The sequence below is a fragment of the Aphanothece microscopica RSMan92 genome (genome assembly GCF_046613545.2).
Classification (GTDB): domain Bacteria; phylum Cyanobacteriota; class Cyanobacteriia; order PCC-6307; family Cyanobiaceae; genus NIES-981.
The window spans coordinates 55,334-80,426 of sequence record NZ_JBKKKY020000008.1; the positions used below are offsets into that span (position 1 = coordinate 55,334).

Consider the following 25,093-nt stretch of genomic DNA (forward strand, 5'->3'; position numbering starts at 1 on the left):
TGGTGGGGACGGCCCCAGACGTGGTGCACTCTGCCAGCCCTGCCAGCCCAGCCAGCCTCCTGACCCGTGAAGCGGCGCCTCACTCTCCACTTCCCCCGCGAGGCGGTGCATCAGCCGATCACCTACCGCCTGGCCGTGGACTTCGACATCGCGGCCAAGATTCTCCGCGCCCAGATCGCCCCCAACCAGAGCGGCACCATGGTGGTCGAGCTCTCCGGGGACATTGACGAGCTGGAGGCGGCAGAGAGCTGGCTCGAAAGCCAGGGCCTCGCCCTCAACCGGGCGCCGGGACAGATCGCGGTCGATCGTGACCGCTGCGTGGACTGCGGCATCTGCTCGAGCGTCTGCCCCAGCGGCGCCCTGGGTTTCACGGCCCCGGCCTGGAAGCTGCACTTCGAGGCTCCCCGCTGCCTCGTCTGCGAGCAGTGCATCCCCAGCTGTCCGCTGGAGGCGATCAGCCTGGTGCTCGATCAGCCGTGATGGCCCTGCTCCGCCTGCTGCTGCTGCCCTTCCGCGCCCCCATGCTGCTGCTGCTGGCGGCCGTGTCGGTCTACGAAGGGATGCAGTGGAGCCGGCCAGCCTCGGCCGCAGCGGCCGAACTGGCGCAGCTCTCCAGCCTGTTCTGGTCGCTTGACCTGCTGCACGCCCTGCTGGTGGTGGTCGTCTGCACCCTGTTCGACCTGCTGCTCAAGCAGCTGGCCAACCTGATGGCCGCGAGTCGGGTGGTCAGCCTGGTGGTCACCCTGCTGCTGGTCACGGTGGGCGGTCTGTACCTCCTCGACCTCAAAGTGCTGACCAACCTGTTGATCCTGGCCTGTGCGGTGCTGCTCGCGCGCCTGGATCTGGCCCGTGTCCGCGTCTCTCCGCCACCGCTGGTGCTCGCGGTGTCCATGTCCACCCTGGTGCTGCTGGGTGCCGGTTTCGGTCGCTGGCTGGCCTGGGAGGCCTCCGGCTAGCGGCACAGCGGCAGCCGGGGTTCCTGGAAGCTCCACAGGTTGCCCAGAACCTTCTTGACGTACAGGCGCGTCTCCGGGTACGGAATCGCCTCCACCCACAGTTCCGGGGTCACCTGCAGCAGCGGGCTGATCCATCCCTCCACCGCCCCGGCCCCAGCGTTGTAGCTGGCGGTCATCAGCAGGGGATTGCCCTCCCAGCGGTCGAGCAGCTGCCTCAGGTAGCGGGCACCCAGGCTGGCGTTGCGCTGAGGGTCGGTGAGGGCCTCGTCCGGCAGGGGGGCGCCCGCCAGCTCGGCGGCGGTTTCCGGCATCAGCTGCAGCAGCCCGGTGGCCCCCACCGGCGATCGCACCGCGGCACTGAAGCGCGATTCCTGCTTGGCCACGGCGGCCAGCAACGTCGCCGGCAACCTGGCGGCCCGGGCCGCCAGGTTGAGTTCGTCCGTGAAGGCGGGCTCGTCCAGACTGCGCTCGAGGGTCAGGATCTGCGGGCACTGACCCGTGGGCAGCCGCAGGCTGGCCTGCTCCAGCTGCTCCAGGCCCATCCAGTGATCGCCGACCCCACGGCGCAGCCGGCCCTCCACCAGCAGCTGAGCGGGGTCTGGGGTGGCGGGTTCGCCGCGGAGATGGCGCCACTGTTCCCACGCCTCCAGGGTCTGGCCGAGGCGCCAGAGCCGATCAAGATCCTGGCGGCCGCTGTCCAGGGGGTGCCATGGAGGCGGAACCAGGCCCGGGGCGGTGTCCGGATCGAGGTCGATGTCGTCGCGGCCGAGCCTGACGGCCGCTCGCCAGCCGTAGTAGCCGCCGGGATGGTTGGCCAGGAGCTCGGCCCAGCCCGCCTTGGCCTGGGCCTGGTCCCCCAGTTGCCACTGGCTCAGGGACAACCAGAATCGCCGCCGGGCCTCCAGGGGGCCGGGCAGCGTGACCCCATCGAGGGCGGAGGTTCCCAGCAGGGCGGCGGCCCCGCGCCAGTCCTGGGAGAGCAGGGCCTGACGAGCCAGCTGCCACTGGAGCTCCCAGCTGGCCGGATCGTCCTGCCAGCGCCGCATCACCATCAGGGCTGCGGAGGGTTGTCCCAGCACGAGGGCCCGGCGGGCCTGGACCGGGGCACTGTCCTGGAGGGCCGCGGGCAGCTCCTCCAGGGCCGCCAGGCTGGTCGGGGTGTCACTGTCGGCCAGCCAATGTGCCGCCTCGGCGGCTTCGGGGCTGGTCGGCCAGGTCTGGGCCAGGCTCAGCATCCGCGCTTCGGCCTGGAGGCCGCGCTCCCCGCCGCGTCCCAGGCTGCGGGCGATGGCCAGCTGGGTGGATGGGCTGGGTGGGATCGTGTCGAGGCAGGCCAGGGCGGCTTTGCTGTCGCCCAGCTGGGCGAGGCCCCGGGCGAGCAGGTTTCGCTCGTCGGGGTTGCCTGGGCGCTCGGCAGGGTTGCAGCGCGCTTCGATCACCGCCTTGGCTCCCGGCCAGCGCACCCCCCAGCGGGCCAGGTGAAGGGCCCCATCCCGGCCGCCGGCCTCCACGGCGGCGGCCAGGGCGGCCGGGTGGGCTGGGAAGCGTCGCAGCAGCTGGCTTCTGCGTTCCGGCTGCTGGCGGCCGAGGGCGTAGAGGGCGTCGGCGCTGGCAGGACTGCCCGGGAAACGCCTGAGCAGCTGGCGCCAGCGGCGATCGCTGCCCTGGCGGTCGCCGCGCTGGGCTGCGGCCTGGGCATCACGCTTCAGCACCACGGCCGCCAGGGGATCCCGTCCCCAGGCCTGGTTGCGCAGCAGCTGGCCGGCCCGGACCGGATCCCCACCGCCGGGCTGGCGATCGAGGTCGGCCAGCAACAGCAGCGCGGCTTCCCGGCGCCGCATGGGATCGGGGTCGAACCGCTGCAGGCGCTCCAGCGTCCCCAGCGGGGTCCCCGGGTCCGGCAGCGGCCGTTGTTGCAGCAGCTGCCGCCCGCCCAGCAGGGCGGCACCGCTGCCCAGGCAGGTCAGGGCCAGAAGCCAGGCAAGGGAACGCACGAACATGGCCGCGGGGTCGTGGGCATTCTGGGGATGGTTTCCCCCTGCTCTTCGGTGCGGCTGCCTTCCCTCCCCCCACTGCTCTCCAGCCTGCCCGGCGCCACCCAGCGCCTGCGGGCGCTTCGGGTCTGGGCTGCGGCGGGAGCGGTGATGCTCCTGCGGCCGTTCTGGCCGCTCAGCCTGCTGCCCGGCTGGGTGGTGGGGGCGCTGCTGCTCTGGGCGGTGTTCGAGCTGGTGGTCTGGATCTGGTGGCCGCGGCGCTGGCAGTGAGTCCGCCCGGGGGGAGGGCCGTCAGGGCTGGCGGGGGGTGCGGGCCAGCCGATGGCGATCCGGATCCCGGCACCACCCGCCGCTCGGCCTAACCTTCCGGCTTCCGGAGCGCGGCGATGGTCGAGCTGGTCCACCATCCTCTCGGTCGTCCCCTGGGGGAGGGGTGGGCAAGCTTCGGCACCGATGGCATCCGCGGTCGGGTCGGCTCCCAGGTCACCCCTGCCCTGGCCCTGCAGCTGGGCTACTGGAGCGGCCAGGTCCTGCCCCGGGAGGGGGCCGTGGTGATCGGCATGGACAGCCGCAGCAGCGGTCCGATGCTGGCGGCGGCCCTCACGGCCGGTCTGACGGCCGCCGGTCGTGAGGTCTGGCAGCTCGGCCTGTGCCCCACCCCCGCGGTTCCGGGTGTGATCCGTCGGCTGGGGGCGGCCGGAGGCCTGATGGTCTCGGCCAGCCACAACCCCCCCCATGACAACGGCATCAAGCTGTTCGGCGCCTCCGGTGCCAAGCTCAGCCGCGAGCAGCAGCAGGCCATCGAGGCGGGTCTGGCGGGCCGGGAACCCGTCGCTGCCTTCAGCGGGGCCGGCACCTCGCGGCAGCGGACCGACCTGATGGCGGACTACCGCAGCAGCCTGGTGGCCAGTGTCGACGGGCGCCGGCTCGATGGCTGCAGGATCGTTCTCGACCTCTGCCACGGTTCGGCCACGGCCTGCGGCGAAGCCGTCTTCCGGGAGCTCGGGGCGGATGTCACCGTGCTCCATGGCCAGCCCGACGGCGAGCGGATCAACGTGGGCTGCGGCAGCACCCATCTCGAACCCCTCAGGCAGGCCGTGCTGCAGTCCGGGGCGGCGATGGGTTTCGGCTTCGATGGGGATGCCGACCGCATGCTGGCCGTCGACGCCCGGGGCCGCGTCGTGGACGGTGACCAGATCCTCTACCTCTGGGGCACGGCCCTGCTGCAGGCGGGCCATCTCCCGGAGCGCCGCATCGTCGCCACCGTGATGTCCAATCTCGGCTTCGAGCGGGCCTGGCAGGCCAAGGGCGGCCTGCTGGAGCGGACGGCCGTCGGCGACCAGTACGTCCACCAGGCGATGGAGGCACTCGGGGCCGCTCTGGGCGGGGAGCAGTCGGGTCACATCCTCTCGGCCCGCCATGGCATGAGCGGCGATGGCCTGCTCACGGCTCTGCAGGTCGCCACCCTTCTCCATGCCGAGGGCAGCAGCCTGGCCGACTGGCTCGACACGAGCTTCCGGCCCTACCCCCAGGTGCTGGTGAACGTGACGGTGCCGGACCGCCAGCGTCGTCAGCAGTGGCAGGCGTGCGACCCGCTGCGCCGGGCCGTGGAGGAGGCTGAAACCGCGATGATGGGCCAGGGTCGCGTGCTGGTGCGGGCCAGCGGTACCGAACCCCTGCTGCGGGTGATGGTGGAGGCTTCGGAGCAGGCCGCGGTGGACCACTGGTCCTCCTGCCTGGCGAAGGCAGCCGAGCAGCACCTCAACGCGGCCTGAGCGCGATCTGGCTGAACGCGATCCGGCTGAAGGCGATCTCGCTGAACGGGGTCTAGCTGATCGGGATCTAGCTGAGCGAGTTGCGACCCTCTGGGGCGCCTGCTCCCGGGGGCGGTCGCAGCAGTTCCGCGGCCATCGTCAGGGCGCCTGCACAGGCATCCCCCGCCGGCACGGCGAGGCTGGCCCCCGGTAGCCTCTGCCCCAGGGCCTCCTCCAGCCGGCGCCGCAGTGCCGGCAGATGCTCCAGGGCGCCGCCCATCGGCCAGATCAACGGACAGCTCAGCTCCAGCTCGCGGCAGATGGTGACGGCCATGGCGGCCAGCGCCGCGGCGTTGTGGGCCACGATCCCCCGGGCCTCCGGATCTCCGGCTTCGGCGGCAGCCACCACCAGCGGGGCCAGCCGGGCGAACCCGGCCGGGCCGAAGTCCGGCTGCACCACGAGGGCCTTGAGCGCCTGGGCCGCGCCGGGGGCGTGGCTGTCGATCCCCAGCTGCTGCCAGAGCCTCTGCCGCAGCCCGCTCTCCGGTCGTCGACCATCGGCCATCTCCAGGGACCGGGCCAGCCCATCGCGGCCGATGTCCATGGCGGAGCCGGCGCCATCCAGCAGCCAGCCCCAGCCGGCGCAGCGATGCTCCCTCCCCAGGCGGTTGCGCCCCACGGCGATGGTGCCGGTGCCGCTGATCAGCACCAGACCCTCGCCGTGGCTGCCCATGGCACCCCGCAGGGCGGTGCGTTCATCTCCGGTGACCGCCACCCGGGCCAGGGGCAGCTGCAGGGTGGCGGCGGCGAGCTGGCGTCCCCGCTGCTGCACGGGGGTGCCCACCTCGATGCCGCTGGCGCCGATCGCGGCGGCGTCAAGGCGGAGAGGTGCCGGCAGCCCGGCGGCGGCCCCCGCCTGCGCGAGGCTCTGCCGCAGGGCGTCCCCGAACGCCTGCTCGCCTCCTGGAGCAGCCAGGTGGCGCACACCGGGGCCCTCCCCTTCCGCGAGCACCGTCCCCTCCCTGACCAGCCGGCAGGTGGTGTGGGTCTGGCCGGCATCAAAGCCGGCGATCAGGGCAGGGCCGCTCACGTGGTGTCAGCGGCTGGGGTCTTGCCGTTTGGCGGCGGCCGCCAGGGTGGCCAGGCAGAACCAGGCGCTCAGCTGCACCTCAGGCCGGAAGAAAATCGTGTCGGTGAGCCCCTGAACCGTCAGTCCGGCGATGGCGGCCAGGACGCCCAGGGCCGGCAGGGCGAAGGGCCCATCGCCGCGCCAGGTGGCGACGGCCTGGCGGAGGCTGGCGAGGGCCAGACCGCAGCCCACCAGCAGCCCGGGGATCCCGGCCTCGACCGCCAGCTCCAGGGGGATCGAATAGGCACTCAGGGCGTTGAACTTGGGCTTCTGGAACAGCGGATAGATCTGGTTGAAGGCATCGTTGCCCGGCCCGATCCCGAGCCATGGCCGCGCCTGGATCATGTCCAGCGCCGCCTCCCAGACGTTGATCCGGAAATTGTTGGAGCTGTCCTGTCGCCCGGCCACCAGACTCTCCACCCGCACCCGCAGGGGCTCCACCTGGGTCACCACCACCACCAGGGCGGCGCTGGCCACCAGCAGCAGCAGCAGCGGAAACAGCCGTCGCCACAGCAGCGGCCAGGACCGGGTGAGCCGGATGGCCAGCAGGACCACGATCACCGCTCCCTCCGCCACCAGACCCATCCAGGCGCCGCGGCTGTAGGTGAGCACCAGGGCCGTGGTGCCCAGCAGCAACGCCGTCAGCGCGTAGAGCCGGGGGGCGAGGCCGCGCCAGCGCAGCAGGGCCACCAGGGCCAGCGGCAGCACCGGCAGCAGGTAGCCCCCCAGCAGATTGGGGTTCTCCAGGGTGCTGTAGATCCGCACGGTGCCATCGCTCACCGAGTTGGGGTCGGCCCAGCGCGCCAGCTCCCCGGTGTCTCCGTAGAGCTGGCGGATGCCGATCACGCTGGTCAGGAGTTGTCCAGCCAGGAGGGCGGCCACGATGCGATCCCACCATTGGGGGGCCCGGTGGAGCACCTCCTGCATCAAGGCGTAGACCCCCAGGTAGCTGGCCAGCTTCAGCAGCCCCTTGGCGGCCGCCATGGGTACCGGTGAGAACCCGGTGGCCAGCAGGGCCACCCCCAGGATCGCCAGGATCCAGCCATGGATGCTGCCGATTCCCCCCTCCGCAGGCCGTCCCAGGGCCAGCAGCGCCCACAGCAGGCCACTGGCCAGGATCAGCAGCATCAACCCGCCCCGGGTGAGCACGGGCAGCCCCGCCATCAGCGCACACAGGGTGAGCCCCGCGATCGGGATCAGCCGCTGGCCCAGCGGCCCGTGGCTGCTGTCGGCCCACCATCCCTGCCAGCGCAGCAGCAGGGGAGTGGGCGCGGGGATGGCGGGGTCACCCAAGGCAGGGACGGCTCATGTCAGGCCGGATTATCGGCTGCCTCCAGAGCCTGCTCCAGCTGGGCCAGGTCGGGGACGGGCTGAGGAGTGCGGCGGTACAGCACCCGGTACACCGGCAGCCCCCGCGCGAGCACATGGGTTTCCCGTTCCGTCGGCAGGGGGAGGGGACTGCCCGCCCGCCAGGGCCTCCCATCCTCGGCGGGGCGCTCGAAGCAGCCGCTGGTGTCGATCAGCAGCGCCATCGGCTCGATCACGGCCAGCACGTCGCTCTGGATGAACAGCTCGCCCCCGGGCGGAAGGGCGGTGGCCAGGGACCGCAGCAGGGCCGGCTGCAGCACCCGGCGCTTGTGGTGCTTCTTCTTGAACCAGGGATCGGGGAACTGGATCGTCACCCGCTGCAGCAGGCCGGAGGGGAGTGCCGCCAGCCACTCCTCCAGGCTCACGTTGGCGTTGCAGAACAGGAAGCGGAGGTGCTGCAGATCCAGGGCCTTGCGTTCGGTCTCGGCCGCCTCGACCAGGGTTCGCCGGATCTCCACGCCGAGGTGGTTCCAGCGGGGCTCCGTCGGGGCCAGCGCCAGCAGGAACCTCCCCCGGGCGCAGCCGATATCGAGATGAAGCGGACGTCCCGGGTCGGGGAACAGCGCGGTGGGGGGTGGCAGGGGGCGGGGCTGTTGGTAGAAGCGGCTGAGGGGATTGACGTGCTGCCGCACCATCAGGGCCCCTCCGGGCGACGGGGCACCACAAAACCCCAGCTGGCGGTGTAGCCATGCAGCTGGGTGCTGCCGGCGATCGGCCCGATCTCGCCGTTGCAGAACGCGCCGCTCAACGGCAGCGCCCCGAAGCGCTCCCGGCACAGGCTCACGTCGCCATCGGCATGGCCGTAGAGCCCCTGGCCGCGGCCGAGGCAGGCGAACAGCAGCGCGGCCAGCGGCTGCGCCGGCCGGCCCTGCTGCTGCTTCAGCAGCTGGCGAAGCTCCTGGCGGGAGGCCTCGGCATCCCGGAGCTGGAACTGCACCTGCTGGCCCACCCGCATCCGTTCAGCCACGGCGACAGCCCCGTTGCGCGGATCGACCCCGATCAGGTTGCGCACCAGAAACGTCGTGGGCTCCTGCTGGTCGCCCGTCTCGAGGCTGAAGCTGCTGCGGCCCACCCCCAGGAACAGCGAATGCTTCACCAGCTCCCGCTCCTCCGGGGTGAGCTGGGTGAGGATCTCCTGGAGGGCCGCCACGGGACTGTTGCGGCGGTTCTGCTGGCTCACCTCGAGAACCACGTTGCGCCGGGCCTGCTCCACTTCGAACACCGGGCCGATCGGGCGGCACCCCTGCGCCACCACTGGATCGAGCCCCCAGGCTCCGTCGATCAGGCAGCCGACGGCACCGCCACAGACCCGGTCGTCGAACAGCAGCGAGCCATGCGGGGCGCTGTGCTGTCCGGCGATGCCCCCCACCTTCGCCGCGGCGGGGCAGGCGTAGTCGAGGCCACTGATCAGGTCGTTGATGGCGGGAAAGCCGGGGTCGACCAGCAGCAGCATCGAGTGGGCCGTGGCGGGGTCGGGATTGCCCAGCAGTGCCAGCCAGGGTTCCGACGGACCGTCGAGGTCCGGAAGCTCACCGGCCTCGATGGCGAAGGGCATCAGCCTCGCCCCGGGCAGCCGCAGCAGCATCACGCTGACACCGGGCTCCCGCTCGAGCTCCCGGCTGTCACCCCCCTGCGGGGTGCCGACCACCCCGCCGCCCAGGCAGCCCAGCCAGTGGGTGGCCTGGAAGCGCTCACGCAGAAGCGGCAGCAGCCGCGGCAGATCACTGGCATAGCTGGCCGACACGAAGACCAGGCCCAGATCCGCCTTTCCGACGCCCCTGAGCTGCCGGCTGATCGCCTCGAGGGTGTCCTGCAGGGACGGGCTGGTCGCCAGGGCCGTGCGGCACCACGGAGTGGCCGTGCCGGAGCCCAGGCGACGGGCCAGCCAGGCGGGCATCGGGAAGGCAACCATCACTGGACCCTATCGCCTGCGGGAGGGTGCGGATAATGGCGCCTTACCGAACCCTCGCCGTGCCGGATTCGCTGTACCGCTCCATGGTGTGGCTCGACTACCGACTGGCCGTGCTGTTCACGGTCGGACTCCCGCTCGTGCTGCTCGTCTGGGCGGCGGTGCGGCGGGAGCGGGCCCTGGTGCGTCTGCTGGGGATCTACTGGAAGGTGGCGAGCCTGCTGCTGGTCACGGTGCTGCTGCTCACGGACCGCCAGCCCCTGGGCCTGGCCGTGGCCGTGGTCGCGCAGGTGCTGGTGCTGGTGTGCCTCTGGTTCTGGGTCGATCTCAATGAGGAGCTCGCCGACCTGCCGTCCTGGCGTGGCCTGCCGCTCACGGTGCGGATCTGGCGCTGGGCGATCAGTTTCTGGGCCGTGCTGGGCGCGCTGTTCAGCGCCACCGCCCTCGGCTGCATGGACGCCGCCCGGCTGGAGAGTCCCCGCTGTGCGGTCTGGCTTCAGCCGCCCCTGGAGCTGCATCGGCACGTCGCCTCCCTGTTCGCCTTCATTTTCGGCGGGCAGTGGACACCGGCGGTGGCCGCCTTCGTGGGTTACCTGGGGCTCGTGGCCTATGCGGTCGGCTTGCTGCAGTGGTTGCTGGTGCGTCTGCCGCGCCAGGGGAGGGTGGCCGGTGAGTTCTGAGCCGCCATCCGATCTCCTGCGGCAGCTCGAGGAGCTCAGCCGCCAGCGCCCCGACCGGGTGCTTCGCCTGCGCGGCCGGATCGACGCCGAGCCCCTGGAGCTGCTGATCTTCCGCGGCTTCTCCTGCAGCACGACCCATCCCACGGCGTTCGACCCGGATCAGACGGTCCTGCCCGATGGGGCCAGCCTGGAGGGGGCCGAGCTGCTGCGCGGACCGCTCGACCCTGCGGCGGAGGACTGTCTGGCCGGTCCCCTGGCGCCGGAGCACTTCCTGGAGCCGCAGGCCTGGCAGTAGGGCCGCCGCAACTGCCTAGCCTGCGTCCCAAACGCCGCGATGCAGCTCCGCCACGTCATCAACCTCCACAAGGGCCTCACCCCGTTCGTGGTGGCCGGCCTGATGGTCGGGTACGGCAACATGACGCTGGGTCCCTGGGTGTACCTGGCCCTGCACGGCACCTATGGCCTGATCTGGCTGCTCAAGGACGCCATCTTTCCGGACCGCCAGTGGCAGCAACCGATCGCCTGGCCGGTGGCGGTGCTCGGCTTCCTGATGCTGGGCCTGTACTGGATCGCTCCGTTTCTGCTGATCAGCAGCGGGCTGGAGCCACCCCTGCCCCTGGTGGCCGCGGCGATCGCGTGCAACATCCTCGGGGTGTTTCTGCACTTCTGCAGTGATGCCCAGAAGCACTTCACCCTGCAGGTCCGCCCGGGGCTGATCACCGAGGGTTTCTTCGCCCGCAGCCGCAACACCAACTATCTCGGTGAGCTGCTCATCTACCTGTCCTTCGCCCTGCTGGCGATGCACTGGCTCCCCTACCTGGTGCTGGCGGGATTCGGTCTGGGGGTCTTCCTGCCGAACATGCGCCGGAAAGATGCCTCCCTGGCCCGGTATCCCGCGTTCGAGGCGTACCGGGAGCGTTCGGGCCTGCTGCTGCCGAGTCTCCAGGGCTCCCGGCAGGGCTGAGGCTCCCGGCAGGGCTGAGGCTCCCGGCAGGGCATGGCAGGGCCCTGGGCCGGATCAGCAGATCACACCAGGATGGCCACGCAACGCCCGCAGAGGCTGGGGTGGGCGCTGGAGGTGCCGATGTCGCTGGTGTAGTGCCAGCAACGCTCACACTTCTCGCCCGCCGCCCGGGCGACGCGCACCGTGATGCCGTTCTGCTCGGTTTCGGCCAGCACGCCATCGGGGGGGGGACCACCGATCCTGAGGTCGGAGACCAGCAGCCAGTCGGCGAGGTCATCGACTCCCGGCTTGCCGCTGCTGGCCAGCCAGGCCAGGGCCTCGCGCAGGGGGGCCGTCGCGGTATCCCCGCTGATCGTCAGCTGCACCTGGGCCTCCAGGGAGGCGCCGATGCCCTCCCCGCCAGCCTGGTCGGCCCCGTGGCCGCCCTGTTTGCGGCAGGTTTCCAGCTGGCGGTTCACCAGGGCGCGCAGCTCGAGGATGCGCTCCATCGGCGGCTCCAGTGCCGGCTGCCGCCAGGCCGCGGGGGCGGTGGGCCAGCCCCGCTGAAACACCGAGGCCTCCGCCACGGGATAGGGGAGGTTCTGCCAGATGTCTTCCGCCATGTGGCTGAGCACCGGCGCAATCAGGCCGGCCAGCCGCTCCACCACCAGGCTCAGCACCGTCTGGCAGCTGCGGCGGCGGAAGTCGCCGGCCCCGCTCACATAGAGCCGGTCCTTGGCGATGTCGAGGTACACATTCGAGAGATCCACCACGCAGAAGTTCTGCAGGGCCTGGAAGAACCGGTAGAACTCGTAGCGCTCGAAGTCTCCCGTCACCGCATCGATCAGGGCGGCGGTGCGCTGCAGCATCCACTGGTCCAGCAGCGGCAGCTCCTCCACGGGGACGGCGTGACCGCCTTGCTCGCGAGGCCGCGGGTCGAAGTCGTGCAGGTTGCCCAGCAGGTAGCGCGCCGTGTTGCGCACCTTGCGGTACACATCGGCCAGCTGCTTCACGATGCCGGGGCCGAGGGGCACGTCGGCGGAATAGTCGACCGAGCTCACCCACAGCCGCAGCACGTCGGCGCCGTAGGCCGGCTCCTGCTTCTCGTTCCGGCCGCCCTCCACGAGCACCGCCGGATCCACCACGTTGCCGAGCGATTTGCTCATCTTGCGGCCCTTCTCATCGAGGGTGAAGCCGTGGGTGAGCACCCGCCGGTAGGGGGCATGGCCGTTCACGGCCACCGAGGTGAGCAGGCTGCTCTGAAACCAGCCGCGGTGCTGATCGCTGCCCTCCAGGTAGAGGTCGGCGGGGTAGCGCAGCATGTCGGGCCCGGGATCGGCATCGGAATTGGCATCGGCATCGGCATCGGCGCCGCTGTTCGCCGCTTCCGATCCCGGGGTGAGCCCGCCCAGGACGCCGGCCCAGGAGGAGCCCGAGTCGAACCACACGTCCATCGTGTCGGTGCCCTTGCGCCACTGGTCGGCCTGGTCCGTCAGCTCGGGAGGCAGCAGGCCGGCCTCATCGCGCTCCCACCACACGTCGGCGCCGTGCTCGCCGATCAGGGCCTGGATGTGGTTGAGGGTGGCTTCGTTGAGCAGCACCTCGCCGGTGTCGCGGTGATAAAACACCGGGATCGGCACGCCCCAGGTGCGCTGGCGGCTGATGCACCAGTCGCCCCGCTCGCTCACCATCGCCTCGATGCGGTTGCGGCCGCTGGCCGGCAGCCATTCCACCCGGGCGATGGCGTCGAGGGCGGCCTGGCGGAACCCCTCCACGGAGGCGAACCACTGCTCGGTGGCGCGGAAGATCGTGGGCTTCTTGGTGCGCCAGTCGTAGGGGTAGCGGTGTTCGTAGCACTGCTCGCTCAGCAGCACGCCGGCCTCCCGGAGGGCGGCCACGATCGCGGGGTTCGCGTCCTTGAGCACATTCGTGCCGGCGAAGGGACCGGCCTCGGCGGTGAGGTTGCCGGCCTCATCCACCGGGCAGAGCACCGGCAGGTTGTATCTGCGGCCGGTGTTGAAGTCATCCACGCCGTGGCCGGGAGCCGTGTGTACCAGGCCGGTGCCGGTTTCGGTGGTGATGTAGTCGCCGCCGATCACCACCGGGCTGGTGCGCTCCAGCAGGGGGTGGCGGTAGACGAGCCCTTCGAGGGCGGCGCCCTTCACCTGCAGCAGCGGCGTGAGTTCCAGGCCCAGGCTGCTCTCCAGGCTCTCGCGCAGGTCGGCAGCCACCACCAGATGGCTGGCGGCCGGGGCGGGAGTGTCCCCGGGATGGTCCCTGCGGGGCGCCACGGCGCAGATGGCGTAGTCGAGCCGCTCGTTCACCGACACCGCCAGGTTGGCGGGCAGGGTCCAGGGGGTGGTGGTCCAGATCGCCACGGCCAGGCCGCCGGCGGCGGTGGCGGCTTCGCGACTCAGCCCGGCCTCCGCGAGGGCCGCGGCGAACGGCTCCGGCAGCTCCACCGCCGGGAAGGCCACGTAGACGCTGGGGGAGGTGTGGCCGTCGGGATACTCGAGCTCGGCCTCCGCCAGGGCGGTGCGGGAGCTGGGGCTCCAGTGCACTGGTTTGAGGCCCCGGTAGATGTGGCCGGCCAGCACCATGGCGCCGAACACGCCGATCTGGGCGGCCTCGTAGGTCTTCTGCAGGGTGAGGTAGGGCTGCTCCCAGTCGGCCCAGATGCCCCAGCGCCGGAAGCCGGCCTTCTGGCCCTCCACCTGCTCGAGGGCATAGGCGTGGGCCTTGCGGCGAAGGCTGAGCGGCGTGAGCTCGGCGCGCTCGCCGCTGCTGAGGCCCTGCAGCACCTTCAGCTCGATCGGCAGGCCGTGGCAGTCCCAGCCAGGCACGAACCGCGCCCGCCGGCCCTGCAGCAGCGCCGTCTTGTTGATGATGTCCTTGAGGATCTTGTTGAGGGCGTGGCCCACATGCAGGGCCCCGTTTGCGTAGGGGGGGCCGTCGTGCAAGGTGAACACCGGGCCGCTGTTCTGCCGGCTGAGCCGCTCGTAGATCCGCTGCTCCGCCCAGAAGACCTGGATCTCCGGTTCCCGCAGCTTGGCGTTGGCCCGCATCGAAAACGGGGTCTGCAGCAGGTTGAGGGTGTCCTTGTAGGAGACAGGCGCAGAGCTGGCGGTCACGGCGCCTCGGGCAGCAAAGGGGGATTATCCCGCTTCGGCCCTGGGGGGCGACGGATCCTCGGGCGCTTCAGCCTCGCTCGGATCCGGGGGGGCAGCCGGCTCCGGGGCGTTGCGCAGCAGCTGGTCGACCCCATCCAGCGAGGTGACCTCCAGCCGAGGCTCCTCCTCGGTGGGCGGCTGCTGGGCTTCAGCCGGGTGGTCCGGGTGGGGGTCCGGCATGTCCTGCCGCACCCAGCGCTTGCTGCTGGTTCGCGGGCGGCGGCGTTCCGCGATCCAGCGGCCCAGGCCGCTCACGGCGCCACCGCTGACAGCCACCAGCCGAGCCAGGGTGGCGGCGAGCTCCTGGAGGCTCGTCTGCCAGCGCTCCTGGGACCACAGCCTCTGCTGCTCTTCGGGGCTCAGCTGTCTCCAGCGGCCCTGCCCGACCTCCAGGCCGAGCCGGCCGATCAGCAGGCCGCCGCAGAGAACGCCCAGCATCGGAGCTCCCGTCAGACGGTCGGAGCTGGTCACGAGCACCAGGCCCAGCAGCAGCACCACCGCCCCCCAGACCGAATCCCGGGGTCGGCTCAGTTCCGTGGCCAGCACGGGCAGCAGCAGGACGGTGAGACCCAGCAGCAAAGCCAGGACCCCACCCAGGACGGCAAGCATGGCGCAGGGGCAGTCCCCTCCATTCTTGGCGCAGGCCTTGGAGAAGGCGCTTGCTGGGGCACTGTCTGGGGCCAAGGCGGGGGCCAAGGCAGAGGCAGGCGCGTCGGCGCTGCCGGCGGCCGTGCCTACAGTCTCCCCACGCCCACCTGGCGGAATTGGTAGACGCGCTGGGTTTAGGTTCCAGTGGCTTCGGTCGTGGGGGTTCAAGTCCCCCGGTGGGCATCGGCCTTTTCTTAAGTTGCAGCCAGCGCGATGATCACAGGCCGCTCCCTTGTCCATGACCCAGGCTCCGGTTATCGAGCAGGCTGTGGCCGTTGAGCTGCCGCGCAGAAGCCCGTCCAGCGCAGTTCCCAAGCACTTTCTCGATCCCCCCGACCCGTGGAATCCCACCGTCGGCCTGTTCCTCGGAGGCTTCGGTCTGGCCGCCCTGACGATCTGGGGCTGGTTCGTGGGGCAGTGGCCGCTGCCGCTGTTGCTGATCACCGGCTTTCTGGCCCTGCACCTGGAGGGCACCGTCATCCACGACGCCTGCCACAACGCCGCCCACCCGAGCCGCTTCTGGAATGCGGTGATGGGCCATGGGGCTGCCCTGCTGCTGGGGTTCAGCTTCCCGGTGTTCACGCGGGTGCATCTGCAGCACCATGCCCATGTGAACGATCCGAAGCATGATCCGGATCACATCGTCAGCACCTTCGGACCTCTTTGGCTGATTGCCCCGAGATTCTTCTACCACGAGGTGTTTTTCTTCCGTCGCCGTCTCTGGCGTCGCTACGAATTGCTCGAGTGGGGAATTGCCAGGGGCGTTTTTCTCACCATCGTTCTGGCTGCTGCCAAGTTCGGATTTCTGCCCTTCATTTTCAACTGCTGGTTCGCCCCGGCCCTGATGGTGGGCGTCACCCTCGGTCTCTTTTTCGACTACCTCCCGCACCGCCCATTTCAATCACGCAACCGCTGGCATAATGCCCGGGTCTACCCCAGCCGACTGATGAACTGGCTGATCATGGGCCAGAACTACCATCTGATTCATCATCTCTGGCCATCAATTCCCTGGTTCGAATACCGGCCTGCCTATCACGCCACCAAGCACATTCTTGACGCCAAAGGATCTCCCCAGCGCCTCGGTCTGTTCGAAACCCGGGCCGACGGCCTGAATTTCCTCTACGACATCCTGCTCGGCGTTCGCAGCCATCGCAAACGTCGCAGCAAGCTGCGCCCCCTGGCCGCCCTGATGCCGACCCGCCATGCCCGCCGGCGGGTTCTTGAGGTGCTCCACCGCACGGCGGTCTCACCCGTTCGCTAGGGAGCACCAGGGGGGAGCTGCGATTCAGTCAGCCAGGATCTTCGGCACCCGGAAGAAATCGCCTTCGCGCTGGGGCGCCAGGTCGAGCAGCGCTTCGCGCACGGGAGTGGCCTCCACCCGGTCCTCGCGGGTGACGTTGACCACCTCCACAGCCCGGGTGGTGGGGGGGACCCCCTCGGTGTCGACGGCCTCGAGATGGGCCACGTAATCCAGGATGCGTTCCAGCTGGCCTGTGTAGGTGGCGATCTTGTCGTCCGGAAGGGCGAGGCGGGCCAGGTCGGCCACCTTGCGCACATCGTCAGCGCTGATCCTGCTCATCCGACCGGTAGGGCTGGGCCGACGCTAGCGCTCGGGCCTGCCCACCCCCCAGCGGTACAGGCATCCGTTCCCGGCATCGGTTCAGGCTTCTTCCGCCAGGAAGCGCTCCAGATCGCTGCTGAGGGCGGTGGCGGCCAGATCCAGGAAGAGCGCTCCGTCCGTGGCGCTGGCCAGGTAGGGATCGGAGCCCATGCGGCCATCCGGATGGCGCCGCCGGAAGTCTTCGGGGCCGTGGATCGGGCCCGCCGGCGCAGGAGTCGGCAGGGGTCGCTGCTTGGCGACCAGGCTCGGCTCCAGATGCAGGGTCAGCGCGATTTCGCTGGGGGTGGCGTGGTGCCCTTCCCGCTCGCCGTAGAGCTCCCGGGCTTTCTGCATCACGGGGGGGGCCATGAACCAGTTGGCCAGCCGGCAGCGCAGCCGCTCCGCCTGCGGCAGGCCCCGCGCCGCTGCGCTCGCGTGGGCCTGGGCGAACGCGGCCTTGGCGGTGGCGATGTTGCCGCCGTGGCCATTGATCACGAAGATCCGCTCGAAGCCGTGTCTGGCCAGCGAGAGCACCACGTCGTGGAGCACCGCCAGCAGGGTGCTGGGCTGAAGGCTCACCGTGCCGGCAAAGCCCAGATGGTGCTCGGCCATCCCGAAGGCCTGGGCGGGGGTGACCAGCACCCCGCAGCGGCGGCCGACCTCCAGGGCCACGGCCTCGGCCGTGAGGGCATCGGTGCCGATGGCTCCCGTGGGACCGTGCTGCTCGGTGGAGCCCAGCGGCACGATCACCCCTTTGCAGTCCTGGAGGTAGGTCTCCACCTCGGGCCAGCTGCGCAGCTGCAGCCGGATGGCCTCGGTGGTGCTCGCCGGTCGGGGCAGGGTCGTCAAGGCTTCGGGTTGGGTCATGGTGAACAGCGGCGGCACGGGTGGGTCTGCCTAGGATTCATCAGCGTGCTGAGCCAGTGGGGCCATGCTGCACCGCAAGCTGTACCAGTTCTGTGCCGAGAAGCGCCCGGTCTGGGTCTTCCTGCGCGATCAGCAGCGCTGGATTGAAGAGGCCCTGATCACCGAGATCGAGGGCGATCTGGTCACCCTCCGCTACGACGCCGAGGATGACGACGAAACCCACAGCTGGGAGGAAAGCGTGCGGCTCGACTCGATCGGTGCCGTCAGCACCCGCCTGGCCTATGTGAGCCGCAGCGGCATGGATGACATTCCCACCTCGGAGGACTGTCCCGAAGCGGAGCGGCTGAGCAGCTGAGCCGTCCCGGCGGTGCCGCTGGGAATCAGTCGTCAGTGGGCCGTGCCGTTGCCGTCGTAGTTGTCCGTGTCGTAGTAGCCACCCTTGGTGCCGAAGAACAGGGTGGCCAGGCAGAACAGTCCGCTGGTGGCCAGCAGGACCGTGGCCAGGGTGAAACCGGAGGAGTCCATGGCCGTGAGAGAGCTCGAATGGAATGGCCCCAGTCTGCTGCCCGCGGGCTTTTTTGCGCGACCCGCCGAGCAGGTGGCACCCGAACTGGTCGGTTGCCGGCTGGTCAGGCGCCTCGACGACGGCGGCCTGCTGAGCGGGCTGATCGTCGAGACGGAGGCCTATTCCCAGGAGGAACCCGCCTGCCACGGCCACCGGCGTCGTTCCCCCAGCAACGAAACGCTGTTTGGTGAGCCAGGTCGTTTCTATGTGTATGTGAGCTATGGCATCCACCACTGCGTCAACGTGGTGACGGGGCGATCCGACTGGGCCAACGGCGTGTTGCTGCGGGCTGTGGCCGTGCCCGGGGAGCCCGAGCGGGTGGCGGCCGGTCCGGCCCTGCTGGCCAGGCGCTTCGGTCTTGACCGCCGCCATGACGGCCTGCCCGTGCATCCAGCCTCGGGCCTGTGGCTGGCGCCCCGGCCCAGCACCCTGGGCCCTGCACCGGTGCTCACCCAGGCCCAGCGGATCGGCATCCGCGAGGGCAGAGAGCTGCTCTGGCGCTGGTATCTCCGCTCCAGCCGCAGCGTCAGCCGCCGTGCTCCAGGCGATCGCCAACCCCCCCGGCCCGGGGTGGCACTGGAGCCGTCAGGCGTCGGCCTCTAGGTTGTGGATGCGTGCGCTTCCCGCGTCTTGAGCAGCTGGGGTCACCGGCATGTGATCGATCTGGCGGCCTTCTCGCTCGAGGACTTCACCATGGTGCTGGAGCTGGCCCAGCGGTTCCGCACCATGCCGCTCACCGGTGCCCGCAGGCTCCCGGCCCTGCAGGGCCGGATGATGACGAGTCTGTTCTTCGAGCCGAGCACGCGCACCCGCAGCAGCTTCGAGCTGGCCGCCCGTCGGCTGTCCGCCGACGTCCAGAGTTTTTCTCCGGCCTCGAGTTCCCTCTCCAAGGGAGAGAGCCTGCTCGATACGGCCCGCACCTACGTGGCGATGGGCGCCGATGTGCTGGTGGTCCGCCACCGCTGCGCCGGGGTTCCCCAGCAGCTGGCGGAGGACCTCGACAGGGCTGGCGAACGGGTGGCGGTGCTCAATGCCGGCGATGGGCTGCACAGCCATCCCAGCCAGGGGCTGCTGGACCTGTTCACCCTGGCCCGCCACTTCGCTCCGGAGGCCCCAACCCCGGAGGTGCTGCGGGGCAAGCGGATCGTGATCGTGGGAGATGTGCTGCACTCCCGGGTGGCCCGCTCCAATCTCTGGGCCCTCACCGCCTGTGGCGTGGATGTGGTGCTGTGCGGCCCTCCCACCCTGGTCCCCGCCGAGTTCGCCGCCTTCGTGGCGGCACCGCCTCCCGGTCAGGCGGCCGATCCGGTGGCCCGACGCGGTTCGGTGCGGGTCAGCCGTGACCTGGATGCGGCCCTGGCCGGGGCCGATGCGGTCATGACGCTGAGGCTGCAGAAGGAACGCATGCGTGAGCACCTGCTCACCAGCCTGGAGGCCTACCACCGGGCCTATGGGCTGACGCACCGACGCCTGGCCGGTTGCGGCCGGACCATTCCGGTGCTCCATCCCGGGCCGGTGAACCGCGGAGTGGAGATCGCCGGTGCGCTGCTGGATGATCCGGCCCTCAGCCTGGTGGAGGAACAGGTCCGCAACGGGATCCCGATGCGGATGGCCCTGCTTTACCTGCTGGCGGCGGAAGCCATGGCCCCGGCCGAATTCACAGCAGTTTGAAGCCATCCAGCAGCAACCCGTAGAGCAGGCCGATGCGGGCCATGTCCAGGAGGCTGAGGCCCAGCGCCCCCCGCTGCTGTTGCAGCAGGGGTCTCCGGGCGCGGATCGCGATCTCCATGGCGGCGACGCAGACCAGGGCTCCGATCGGGTCAATCTGGGACAACTGTCCGCTGATCGAGGGCACCGCCCCCCCGATCGAAAAGCTGCCGAGCAGCACGATCAGCTGCAGCGACAGGCGGCGCCAGGGGTTCTCGGCCCAGGTCTGGAGCCGGGTTCCGGCCTCAGCGACCGTCTGCTGAAAGCGGGTCTGCTGGAGATTCGCCACGGGAAACAGGGGAAGACCGGGACGGGTCGAGGCAAGCGGTCAGGCATGGGCCCATCCGACGGGCGATTGGCGGCGGTTCTGAGCGTCGGCCCAGTCTGGGGTCTGGCGCGAGCCCTGGCCAGGACTTCGGATCCCGTTGCCGGGGAACAGCCTCGAGCGGATCGCCCCCCGCACGGATCAGCAACAGCACGGGTCAGCAACAGCACGGGTCACCAACCGGACGGGTTCCAACCGGACGGGCTATCCACAGGACGGGCTATCCACAGGACGGGCTATCCACAGGACGGATCACCTACAGGAGAATTCCGTTCCGATCGGATGTCTCCGGGAAGGATGTCCCACCTGACAGGAATCTCCCACAATGGAGGTCAGGATCGGGATGGAGGTCAGGATCGGGGCGATGTCAGGAAAGGGGTTGGCAGGGGGGGAAGCGATTGGATGATCCCCATCACCCGACCCGACCCTGCCACCACTTGTCTACACCATCTCTGGCGTGTTGACAGCAGTTCCCCGCTACTGATAGGGGATTCCAATGAAAAAAGCCCGGTGCACCTGCGGGGCCGGGCCGGATGATGGGGACGCCGTTAAAGAAGCGTTCCGAGTTGTGAAGAGCAAGGGGCTGGGGCCGTTTACCGGAGCGTCCCCTGAGGCCCTTGACGCCCGAGGGTGCAGCGCAAGGGCTGGACTCAGCTGTCGCTCTCCTTCTTGCGGGAGGACTTCCCCTCGAGCAGTTCGAGCAGCGCTTCCATCTGGGCCATCACGCCGCGGACCTCGCCCGCCTCGGGGAGGAGCCCGTCTTCCATCACGCCCTGATGCATTTCGCGGAGCTCCTGGCGGATGTAGCGCAGGTGGCTGACCACCTGTTCGCGCTTGGACTGCGACATGAATGGACGACGGCTGTGCCGTCTCTTTTACCCTATCGCCGGCAGGCTAGGGGTCAGCGCTGGCCGAATCGGGCCCTGGCCTGCGCGTAGAAGGCCGCATCGATACCGTCGAGCCCCGCTTCTCGGGCCATGGCTTCAACCCTTTTGCGGACGGCTGGCCTGACGAAGAAGGGCACCTCCTTCAGGTGTTGCTCTGCTTCGGGCGTCCAGGGGATCAAGGGCCGGGCGTCCAGTTCGTGAGCTCGAATGGAGAATAGGGGACTCGAACCCCTGACCTCTGCGGTGCGATCGCAGCGCTCTACCAGCTGAGCTAATTCCCCCTTCAGCCACCCATTATCTCCCTCGACTCCCATGACCGCGTCGATCACACCGGAACGGCTGGCCGCTTTCGACGAAGCCATGGCGGCGGAACTGGCTCGGCGCCTTGAGGAGGACGACTACCCCTCCCCCTTTGACGGACTCACCGACTGGCATCTGATGCGGGCCCTGGCGATCCACAGGCCTGAGCTGGCCCGTCCCTATGTCCACCTGGTGGATCAGGAGCCCTTTGATGAAGACTGATCCGCTGGCGGGGCGGCGGATTCTGGTCGGCATCAGCGGCAGCATCGCCGCCGTCAAGGCCCCCCTGCTCGTGAGTGCCCTGGTCCAGCGCGGTGCGGAGGTGCGCTGTGTGCTGACTCCCAGCGCCGAGCGGCTGGTGAGTGCGGAGGCCCTGGCCTGCCTGAGTCGCCAGCCCTGCGCCCTGGAGGCGGATCAGTGGAGCCATCGCACCTCCCGGCCTCTCCACATCGACCTGGCCGAATGGGCTGAGCTGGTGCTGCTCGCACCCCTGAGCGCCACCACCCTGGCCCGCTGGGTCCACGGCCTCGGCGACACCCTGCTGGCCAGCACCCTGCTGGCCTGCGAGGTGCCCGTTCTGGCGGCCGCCGCGATGAACACCGGCATGTGGGAGTCGCCCGGGGTCCGCGAGAACTGGACGCGCCTCGGGGCTTTCCCCCGGGTCCTGCCGCTTGGGCCCTCCGAGGGTCTGCTGGCCTGTGATCGCCAGGGGCAGGGCCGGATGGCCGCGCCGGAGCTGCTGCTGCTGGCCCTCGAATCGCTTGTGCTGCGGGGCTGGGAGCGGGACTGGCAGGGGCGGCGTCTTCTCGTGAGCGCAGGGCCCACCCGGGAGCCCCTCGACCCGGCCCGCTGCCTCACCAACCCCAGCAGCGGACGGATGGGGGTGCTGCTGGCTCAGGCCGCCCGACTGCGGGGCGCCCGTGTGGACCTGGTCCACGGTCCCCTGGCCGTGGAGCCGGGCTGGCTCGAGGGGCTCGCCTGCCATCCGGTGCGGACCGCGGCCGAGATGGCCGTGGCCCTCGCGGCGAACCAGCCGGAGGCCGATGCGATCGCCATGGCGGCGGCGGTCGCCGACCACCGCAGGGCCGAACCGCTGGCGGAGAAGCTGGGCAAGCGGGAGCTGGAGCAGGCCCTCTGCAGCGGCTGGGAGGCGGTGCCGGACCTGTTGATGGAGCTCGTTGCCCATCGTCCGGCGGGGCAGCGGATTCTGGGTTTTGCGGCCCAGTCCGGCGCTGTGCTGGAGCAGGCCCGGCTGAAGTTCCGGCGCAAGGGCTGTGATCTGCTGTTCGCCAACCCGATCGATCGGCCCGGCCTTGGCTTCGGGGCCGAGCAGACCATGGGGTGGCTGCTGGGCCCTGGCGATGCGGTGGAGCCGCTGGAGGCCGACTCCAAGCACGCGATCGCCCATCGCCTGCTCACGGCGTTGCTGATGTTCAGGCCGCCAGCTGATGCGGATCCTGCGGCGGCGCCGGGCTGGAGGATTCCAGCGGAGCGGGAGCCTCGGCCTGTTCCCGCTGCAGCAGATCCATGAACGTGCGCAGCTGCAGCCTCGGGATGTAAGGCCAGCCACCGCTCTGCTCCATCTGGCGCAGCAGGGTGAAGAGATGGTTGCGATCGGCGGGGAGGCTGGTCCGGAAGGGGCCGTCCTGAATCGTCCGGTGCAGCTGCTCCAGCTGGCGCAGCAGGGCGAGCAGGCCCTCGGGCTGCTCGGCGAGCTCATCGGCCAGGCTGGCCACCTGGTTCACCAGGCTGTCGAGGTGGTTCTGCTGGTCGGCTGTCAGGGCCATATTCCGGTTCGCGCGCGGGTTGATTCGGCTCTCGGATAAAGGTTGTTGAGAGCCGCGACATCGTACGGGGAATCAGGGTTTTGCACCGGTAGGATCCGCCCCAGCCCAGTTCCTGCCCCCTCTCTGCGGCGTTCTCCCCATGCGTTTTCGTCCTCTGCTGGCCCTCGCCCTGGCGCTGTGCCTGACCCTGGTGACCGCCTGCAGCGGTGGGGCCAAGGCCGGGGACCGTTCCAGCCTCACCTACGACGACATCCACAACACCGGTCTGGCCAATGACTGCCCGACCCTCCCGGATTCGGCCCGCGGATCCATTGCCCTCGACCCCTCCGGTGACTACAAGCTGCAGGAGATCTGCATGCACCCCAGCGAGGTCTATGTGAAGGGAGAGCCCGCCAACAAGCGGCAGGAGTCCCAGTTCGTCGCCGGCAAGATCCTCACCCGCTACACCACCAGCCTTGATCAGGTCTACGGCGATCTCAACGTGACCGGGGGCGGCCTGAGCTTCAAGGAGCTGGGCGGCCTCGACTTCCAGCTGATCACCGTGCTGCTGCCCGGTGGGGAAGAGGTGCCGTTCGTCTTCTCCAGCAAGGAACTCGAGGCCAAGGCTGACGGAGCCTCCATCAGCACCAGCACCGACTTCACGGGCAGCTACCGCGTGCCGAGCTACCGGACCTCCAACTTCCTGGATCCGAAGGCCCGGGGCCTCACCACCGGCTACAGCAGTGCCGTGGGCCTGGTGCCGGCCGGAGACGACTTCACGGGTGAGACCGTGAAGCGTTATGTGGACGGTACCGGCACCATGGACCTCTCCATCACCAAGGTCGATCCCGCCACCGGCGAGTTCGCCGGCGTGTTCACGGCCATCCAGCCGTCTGACACCGACATGGGCACCAAGCAGGCCCTGGACGTCAAGATCACCGGACAGCTCTACGGTCGCCTGGAGAAGGCCTGAGCGCGCCAGCTGCCGGCCCGTCCATCGGCCGTCCACTCCCCGGGGGCCTGAGGGTCCCCTTTTCCCGGGGGGCCTGAAGGCCCCCTTTTTCTATGGAATGGCCCCGGTCTGGGAGAATCCAGCCCGATCCACGTCCGACGCGTCCGATGTCCGCCACCCTCACCACCGGTCTGATTGCACCCCATGGCGGGTCGCTCGTCGATCTGATGGTGACCGAGGGGCAGCGGGAGGCGGTGCGGGCCAGTGCGGATCGGCGGGTCGAGTGCAGCGACCGCAATGCCTGCGATGTCGAGTTGCTCGTGGTGGGGGGCTTCTCGCCCCTGCGGGGCTTCATGCACCAGGAGGACTATGACGCGGTGGTGGCGACGAACCGCACCACCAGTGGCCTGTTGTTCGGCCTGCCGATCGTCTTCGACACCGACGACGAGAGCATCGCCATCGGCGACCGGTTGCTGCTGACTTACCACGGCCAGGAACTCGCCGTGTTCACCGTCGAGAGCAAGTGGGAGCCCGACAAGGCCAGGGAGGCCCAGGGCTGCTACGGCACCACCTCGATCGAGCATCCCGCCGTGCGGATGATCAGCGGCGAGCGGGGCCGTTTCTACCTGGGGGGACAGCTTCAGGGGCTGGAGCTGCCCCGGCGGGTGTTCCCCTGCAAGACCCCGGCGGAGGTGCGGGCCACGCTGCCCGAAGGCCAGAGCGTGGTGGCGTTCCAGTGCCGCAATCCCATTCACCGTGCCCACTACGAACTGTTCACCCGGGCGCTCGATGCCGGCAACGTGAGCGCCCAGGGAGTCGTGCTGGTGCACCCCACCTGCGGGCCCACCCAGGATGACGACATCGCCGGAGCGGTGCGCTTCCAGACCTACGAGCGCCTGGCGGCCGAGGTCGACAACCCTCGCATCCGCTGGGCCTACCTGCCCTACTCGATGCACATGGCCGGTCCCCGGGAGGCCCTGCAGCACATGATCATCCGCAAGAACTACGGCTGCACCCACTTCATCATCGGTCGGGACATGGCGGGCTGCAAATCCAGCCTCACCGGCGAAGATTTCTATGGGCCGTATCAGGCCCAGGACTTCGCCCGCGACAACGCCACCGAGCTGGGCATGGAGACCGTGCCCTCCCTCAACCTCGTCTACACCGAGGAGGAGGGCTACGTGACCGCGGAGCATGCCGAGGCGCGGGGTCTCCATGTGAAGAAGCTGAGCGGCACCCAGTTCCGCCAGATGCTGCGGGGCGGCGAGGAGATCCCCGAATGGTTCGCCTTCCGTAGTGTGGTCGAGGTGCTTCGGGCTGCGGCCTGACGCCCCGCCCGGCCTCCGGGCCCGGGGGCCGGTTAACATTCTGTTACTTCTTTCTCAGCTGAGGCGTGGCCGTGAAAAAACGTTGGCGCAACGCGGGTCTGTACGTCCTCCTGGTGGTCGTCCTGATCGCCGTGGGCACGGCCTTCCTCGATCGCCCCGATCCGGCCAATGCTCCGCGAACGCTGCGTTACAGCGACTTCGTCGAGGCCGTCCAGGACAACGAAGTCTCCCGGGTGGTGATCTCC

Annotated in this window: 30 protein-coding genes and 2 tRNA genes; 17 read left to right on the plus strand and 15 right to left on the minus strand. The window is 69.8% G+C overall.

Annotation, left to right across the window (positions count from 1 at the left end; all coding sequences use genetic code 11):
• Positions 1–66: 66 nt before the first annotated feature.
• Together ACLD7X_RS03795 and ACLD7X_RS03800 are read left to right on the plus strand one after the other, a co-directional pair.
• A complete protein-coding gene (locus ACLD7X_RS03795; RefSeq protein WP_411422130.1) occupies positions 67–480 on the plus strand; it encodes an NIL domain-containing protein in 414 nt (137 codons plus the stop codon).
• Complete coding sequence (locus ACLD7X_RS03800; protein ID WP_412007215.1) at positions 480–956, plus strand: hypothetical protein; 477 nt, start codon at positions 480–482, stop codon at positions 954–956. Before ACLD7X_RS03795 ends, ACLD7X_RS03800 begins: the two co-directional genes overlap by 1 nt.
• Here the strand turns inward: ACLD7X_RS03800 and ACLD7X_RS03805 are convergent.
• Positions 953–2,956: a transglycosylase SLT domain-containing protein gene (locus ACLD7X_RS03805; protein ID WP_411422132.1), complete on the minus strand. Its 2,004-nt coding sequence runs from the start codon at positions 2,954–2,956 to the stop codon at positions 953–955. The two genes, ACLD7X_RS03800 and ACLD7X_RS03805, sit on opposite strands and share 4 nt — an antisense overlap.
• A gap of 48 nt (positions 2,957–3,004) precedes the next feature.
• Between ACLD7X_RS03805 and ACLD7X_RS03810 the strand changes: the two genes are divergently transcribed.
• Together ACLD7X_RS03810 and glmM are read left to right on the plus strand one after the other, a co-directional pair.
• Positions 3,005–3,220 carry a hypothetical protein gene (locus tag ACLD7X_RS03810; RefSeq protein WP_425625072.1) on the plus strand — a complete coding sequence of 72 codons (216 nt, stop codon included), beginning with the start codon at positions 3,005–3,007 and terminating at the stop codon, positions 3,218–3,220.
• 116 nt (positions 3,221–3,336) lie between these two features.
• Positions 3,337–4,725, plus strand: a complete 1,389-nt coding sequence (glmM, locus tag ACLD7X_RS03815; protein ID WP_411422134.1) for a phosphoglucosamine mutase — start codon at positions 3,337–3,339, stop codon at positions 4,723–4,725.
• 67 nt (positions 4,726–4,792) lie between these two features.
• On the opposite strand, the gene ACLD7X_RS03820 is transcribed toward glmM, so the two are convergent.
• From ACLD7X_RS03820 to ACLD7X_RS03835, 4 genes are read right to left on the minus strand one after another with little or no spacing between them, the layout of a single operon-like run.
• Entirely contained in the window at positions 4,793–5,794 is a 1,002-nt protein-coding gene (locus tag ACLD7X_RS03820; protein WP_411422135.1) for an N-acetylglucosamine kinase, read from the minus strand.
• Positions 5,795–5,800: 6 nt separating this feature from the next.
• Positions 5,801–7,126: an IctB family putative bicarbonate transporter gene (locus tag ACLD7X_RS03825; protein ID WP_411422136.1), complete on the minus strand. Its 1,326-nt coding sequence runs from the start codon at positions 7,124–7,126 to the stop codon at positions 5,801–5,803.
• 17 nt (positions 7,127–7,143) lie between these two features.
• The gene (gene trmB / locus ACLD7X_RS03830) at positions 7,144–7,836 is read right to left on the minus strand and encodes a tRNA (guanosine(46)-N7)-methyltransferase TrmB (RefSeq protein WP_411422137.1); all 693 of its coding nucleotides are present in this window, start codon (positions 7,834–7,836) and stop codon (positions 7,144–7,146) included.
• Positions 7,836–9,113 carry an FIST signal transduction protein gene (locus tag ACLD7X_RS03835; RefSeq protein WP_411422138.1) on the minus strand — a complete coding sequence of 426 codons (1,278 nt, stop codon included), beginning with the start codon at positions 9,111–9,113 and terminating at the stop codon, positions 7,836–7,838. The genes trmB and ACLD7X_RS03835 overlap by 1 nt, the downstream gene beginning before the upstream one ends.
• Before the next feature lie 35 nt (positions 9,114–9,148).
• Between ACLD7X_RS03835 and ACLD7X_RS03840 the strand changes: the two genes are divergently transcribed.
• From ACLD7X_RS03840 to ACLD7X_RS03850, 3 genes are read left to right on the plus strand one after another with little or no spacing between them, the layout of a single operon-like run.
• Complete coding sequence (locus tag ACLD7X_RS03840; protein ID WP_411422159.1) at positions 9,149–9,790, plus strand: DUF3177 family protein; 642 nt, start codon at positions 9,149–9,151, stop codon at positions 9,788–9,790.
• Positions 9,780–10,085 carry a DUF7734 family protein gene (locus ACLD7X_RS03845; protein ID WP_411422139.1) on the plus strand — a complete coding sequence of 102 codons (306 nt, stop codon included), beginning with the start codon at positions 9,780–9,782 and terminating at the stop codon, positions 10,083–10,085. Before ACLD7X_RS03840 ends, ACLD7X_RS03845 begins: the two co-directional genes overlap by 11 nt.
• A 39-nt stretch (positions 10,086–10,124) precedes the next feature.
• Positions 10,125–10,754, plus strand: coding sequence for a methyltransferase family protein (locus tag ACLD7X_RS03850; RefSeq protein ID WP_411422140.1), 630 nt, complete (start codon positions 10,125–10,127; stop codon positions 10,752–10,754).
• A gap of 62 nt (positions 10,755–10,816) precedes the next feature.
• Here ACLD7X_RS03850 and ileS read toward each other — a convergent pair whose 3' ends face one another.
• Entirely contained in the window at positions 10,817–13,798 is a 2,982-nt protein-coding gene (gene ileS / locus ACLD7X_RS03855; protein WP_411422160.1) for an isoleucine--tRNA ligase, read from the minus strand.
• Positions 13,799–13,888: 90 nt separating this feature from the next.
• Positions 13,889–14,512, minus strand: a complete 624-nt coding sequence (locus tag ACLD7X_RS03860) for a Ycf66 family protein (RefSeq protein WP_411422141.1) — start codon at positions 14,510–14,512, stop codon at positions 13,889–13,891.
• Positions 14,513–14,652: 140 nt separating this feature from the next.
• Here ACLD7X_RS03860 and ACLD7X_RS03865 point away from each other — a divergent pair.
• Together ACLD7X_RS03865 and crtR are read left to right on the plus strand one after the other, a co-directional pair.
• Positions 14,653–14,734: transfer RNA gene (locus tag ACLD7X_RS03865), tRNA-Leu, on the plus strand.
• Positions 14,735–14,789: 55 nt separating this feature from the next.
• A complete protein-coding gene (gene crtR, locus ACLD7X_RS03870; RefSeq protein ID WP_411422142.1) occupies positions 14,790–15,812 on the plus strand; it encodes a beta-carotene hydroxylase in 1,023 nt (340 codons plus the stop codon).
• A gap of 24 nt (positions 15,813–15,836) precedes the next feature.
• Here the strand turns inward: crtR and gatC are convergent, their stop codons facing one another.
• A complete protein-coding gene (gene gatC, locus ACLD7X_RS03875) occupies positions 15,837–16,130 on the minus strand; it encodes an Asp-tRNA(Asn)/Glu-tRNA(Gln) amidotransferase subunit GatC (protein ID WP_411422143.1) in 294 nt (97 codons plus the stop codon).
• Positions 16,131–16,211: 81 nt separating this feature from the next.
• The gene (locus ACLD7X_RS03880; protein ID WP_411422144.1) at positions 16,212–17,036 is read right to left on the minus strand and encodes a creatininase family protein; all 825 of its coding nucleotides are present in this window, start codon (positions 17,034–17,036) and stop codon (positions 16,212–16,214) included.
• A 46-nt stretch (positions 17,037–17,082) separates the two neighbouring features.
• Here ACLD7X_RS03880 and ACLD7X_RS03885 point away from each other — a divergent pair, with 46 nt between their 5' ends.
• A complete protein-coding gene (locus ACLD7X_RS03885) occupies positions 17,083–17,373 on the plus strand; it encodes a DUF6679 family protein (RefSeq protein WP_411422145.1) in 291 nt (96 codons plus the stop codon).
• Positions 17,374–17,405: 32 nt separating this feature from the next.
• On the opposite strand, the gene ACLD7X_RS03890 is transcribed toward ACLD7X_RS03885, so the two are convergent.
• A complete protein-coding gene (locus ACLD7X_RS03890) occupies positions 17,406–17,543 on the minus strand; it encodes a hypothetical protein (RefSeq protein WP_411422146.1) in 138 nt (45 codons plus the stop codon).
• On the opposite strand from ACLD7X_RS03890, the gene ACLD7X_RS03895 reads away from it, so the two are divergent.
• On the plus strand, positions 17,542–18,186 hold the full coding sequence (locus ACLD7X_RS03895; protein WP_411422147.1) for a DNA-3-methyladenine glycosylase: 645 nt from the start codon (positions 17,542–17,544) through the stop codon (positions 18,184–18,186). The two genes, ACLD7X_RS03890 and ACLD7X_RS03895, sit on opposite strands and share 2 nt — an antisense overlap.
• Before the next feature lie 27 nt (positions 18,187–18,213).
• Entirely contained in the window at positions 18,214–19,254 is a 1,041-nt protein-coding gene (locus tag ACLD7X_RS03900; protein WP_411422148.1) for an aspartate carbamoyltransferase catalytic subunit, read from the plus strand.
• Here ACLD7X_RS03900 and ACLD7X_RS03905 read toward each other — a convergent pair.
• The 4 genes from ACLD7X_RS03905 to ACLD7X_RS03920 all read right to left on the minus strand — a co-directional run bounded on the left by ACLD7X_RS03905 (position 19,241) and on the right by ACLD7X_RS03920 (position 20,783).
• Positions 19,241–19,579 carry a DUF565 domain-containing protein gene (locus tag ACLD7X_RS03905; RefSeq protein WP_411422149.1) on the minus strand — a complete coding sequence of 113 codons (339 nt, stop codon included), beginning with the start codon at positions 19,577–19,579 and terminating at the stop codon, positions 19,241–19,243. The genes ACLD7X_RS03900 and ACLD7X_RS03905 overlap by 14 nt on opposite strands.
• Before the next feature lie 686 nt (positions 19,580–20,265).
• A complete protein-coding gene (locus ACLD7X_RS03910; protein ID WP_186697351.1) occupies positions 20,266–20,463 on the minus strand; it encodes a hypothetical protein in 198 nt (65 codons plus the stop codon).
• A 53-nt stretch (positions 20,464–20,516) separates the two neighbouring features.
• Positions 20,517–20,681, minus strand: coding sequence for a PCP reductase family protein (locus ACLD7X_RS03915; protein ID WP_411422150.1), 165 nt, complete (start codon positions 20,679–20,681; stop codon positions 20,517–20,519).
• A 29-nt stretch (positions 20,682–20,710) separates the two neighbouring features.
• Positions 20,711–20,783 (minus strand) — tRNA-Ala (locus ACLD7X_RS03920).
• Between the two features lie 31 nt (positions 20,784–20,814).
• Here ACLD7X_RS03920 and isiD point away from each other — a divergent pair.
• Both isiD and coaBC read left to right on the plus strand, forming a co-directional pair.
• Positions 20,815–21,024, plus strand: coding sequence for a protein IsiD (gene isiD / locus ACLD7X_RS03925; RefSeq protein ID WP_411422151.1), 210 nt, complete (start codon positions 20,815–20,817; stop codon positions 21,022–21,024).
• Positions 21,014–22,333 carry a bifunctional phosphopantothenoylcysteine decarboxylase/phosphopantothenate--cysteine ligase CoaBC gene (gene coaBC / locus ACLD7X_RS03930; RefSeq protein ID WP_411422152.1) on the plus strand — a complete coding sequence of 440 codons (1,320 nt, stop codon included), beginning with the start codon at positions 21,014–21,016 and terminating at the stop codon, positions 22,331–22,333. The genes isiD and coaBC overlap by 11 nt, the downstream gene beginning before the upstream one ends.
• Here coaBC and ACLD7X_RS03935 read toward each other — a convergent pair.
• Complete coding sequence (locus ACLD7X_RS03935) at positions 22,236–22,589, minus strand: hypothetical protein (protein WP_411422153.1); 354 nt, start codon at positions 22,587–22,589, stop codon at positions 22,236–22,238. The two genes, coaBC and ACLD7X_RS03935, sit on opposite strands and share 98 nt — an antisense overlap.
• 139 nt (positions 22,590–22,728) lie before the next feature.
• On the opposite strand from ACLD7X_RS03935, the gene psbO reads away from it, so the two are divergent.
• The 3 genes from psbO to ACLD7X_RS03950 form a co-directional block, all read left to right on the plus strand.
• Positions 22,729–23,541 carry a photosystem II manganese-stabilizing polypeptide gene (gene psbO / locus ACLD7X_RS03940; RefSeq protein ID WP_411422154.1) on the plus strand — a complete coding sequence of 271 codons (813 nt, stop codon included), beginning with the start codon at positions 22,729–22,731 and terminating at the stop codon, positions 23,539–23,541.
• Positions 23,542–23,687: 146 nt separating this feature from the next.
• Positions 23,688–24,848 carry a sulfate adenylyltransferase gene (sat, locus tag ACLD7X_RS03945; protein WP_411422155.1) on the plus strand — a complete coding sequence of 387 codons (1,161 nt, stop codon included), beginning with the start codon at positions 23,688–23,690 and terminating at the stop codon, positions 24,846–24,848.
• Between the two features lie 71 nt (positions 24,849–24,919).
• Positions 24,920–25,093, plus strand: a 174-nt coding sequence (locus ACLD7X_RS03950) for an ATP-dependent metallopeptidase FtsH/Yme1/Tma family protein (RefSeq protein ID WP_425625079.1), incomplete at its 3' end; no start/stop codon positions are given.

Coding starts and splice junctions, on each gene's coding strand:
- ACLD7X_RS03860 (WP_411422141.1), bottom strand. CDS start 14,512: ATGCTTGCCGTCCTGGGTGGGGTCCTGGCTTTGCTGCTGGGTCTCACC.
- psbO (WP_411422154.1), top strand. CDS start 22,729: ATGCGTTTTCGTCCTCTGCTGGCCCTCGCCCTGGCGCTGTGCCTGACC.
- crtR (WP_411422142.1), top strand. CDS start 14,790: ATGACCCAGGCTCCGGTTATCGAGCAGGCTGTGGCCGTTGAGCTGCCG.
- ACLD7X_RS03890 (WP_411422146.1), bottom strand. CDS start 17,543: ATGGACTCCTCCGGTTTCACCCTGGCCACGGTCCTGCTGGCCACCAGC.
- trmB (WP_411422137.1), bottom strand. CDS start 7,836: ATGGTGCGGCAGCACGTCAATCCCCTCAGCCGCTTCTACCAACAGCCC.
- ACLD7X_RS03805 (WP_411422132.1), bottom strand. CDS start 2,956: ATGTTCGTGCGTTCCCTTGCCTGGCTTCTGGCCCTGACCTGCCTGGGC.
- ACLD7X_RS03895 (WP_411422147.1), top strand. CDS start 17,542: ATGGCCGTGAGAGAGCTCGAATGGAATGGCCCCAGTCTGCTGCCCGCG.
- ileS (WP_411422160.1), bottom strand. CDS start 13,798: ATGCGGGCCAACGCCAAGCTGCGGGAACCGGAGATCCAGGTCTTCTGG.
- ACLD7X_RS03935 (WP_411422153.1), bottom strand. CDS start 22,589: ATGGCCCTGACAGCCGACCAGCAGAACCACCTCGACAGCCTGGTGAAC.
- gatC (WP_411422143.1), bottom strand. CDS start 16,130: ATGAGCAGGATCAGCGCTGACGATGTGCGCAAGGTGGCCGACCTGGCC.
- glmM (WP_411422134.1), top strand. CDS start 3,337: ATGGTCGAGCTGGTCCACCATCCTCTCGGTCGTCCCCTGGGGGAGGGG.
- ACLD7X_RS03800 (WP_412007215.1), top strand. CDS start 480: ATGGCCCTGCTCCGCCTGCTGCTGCTGCCCTTCCGCGCCCCCATGCTG.
- ACLD7X_RS03885 (WP_411422145.1), top strand. CDS start 17,083: ATGCTGCACCGCAAGCTGTACCAGTTCTGTGCCGAGAAGCGCCCGGTC.
- ACLD7X_RS03840 (WP_411422159.1), top strand. CDS start 9,149: ATGGCGCCTTACCGAACCCTCGCCGTGCCGGATTCGCTGTACCGCTCC.
- isiD (WP_411422151.1), top strand. CDS start 20,815: ATGACCGCGTCGATCACACCGGAACGGCTGGCCGCTTTCGACGAAGCC.
- ACLD7X_RS03835 (WP_411422138.1), bottom strand. CDS start 9,113: ATGGTTGCCTTCCCGATGCCCGCCTGGCTGGCCCGTCGCCTGGGCTCC.
- ACLD7X_RS03910 (WP_186697351.1), bottom strand. CDS start 20,463: ATGTCGCAGTCCAAGCGCGAACAGGTGGTCAGCCACCTGCGCTACATC.
- ACLD7X_RS03850 (WP_411422140.1), top strand. CDS start 10,125: ATGCAGCTCCGCCACGTCATCAACCTCCACAAGGGCCTCACCCCGTTC.
- sat (WP_411422155.1), top strand. CDS start 23,688: ATGTCCGCCACCCTCACCACCGGTCTGATTGCACCCCATGGCGGGTCG.
- coaBC (WP_411422152.1), top strand. CDS start 21,014: ATGAAGACTGATCCGCTGGCGGGGCGGCGGATTCTGGTCGGCATCAGC.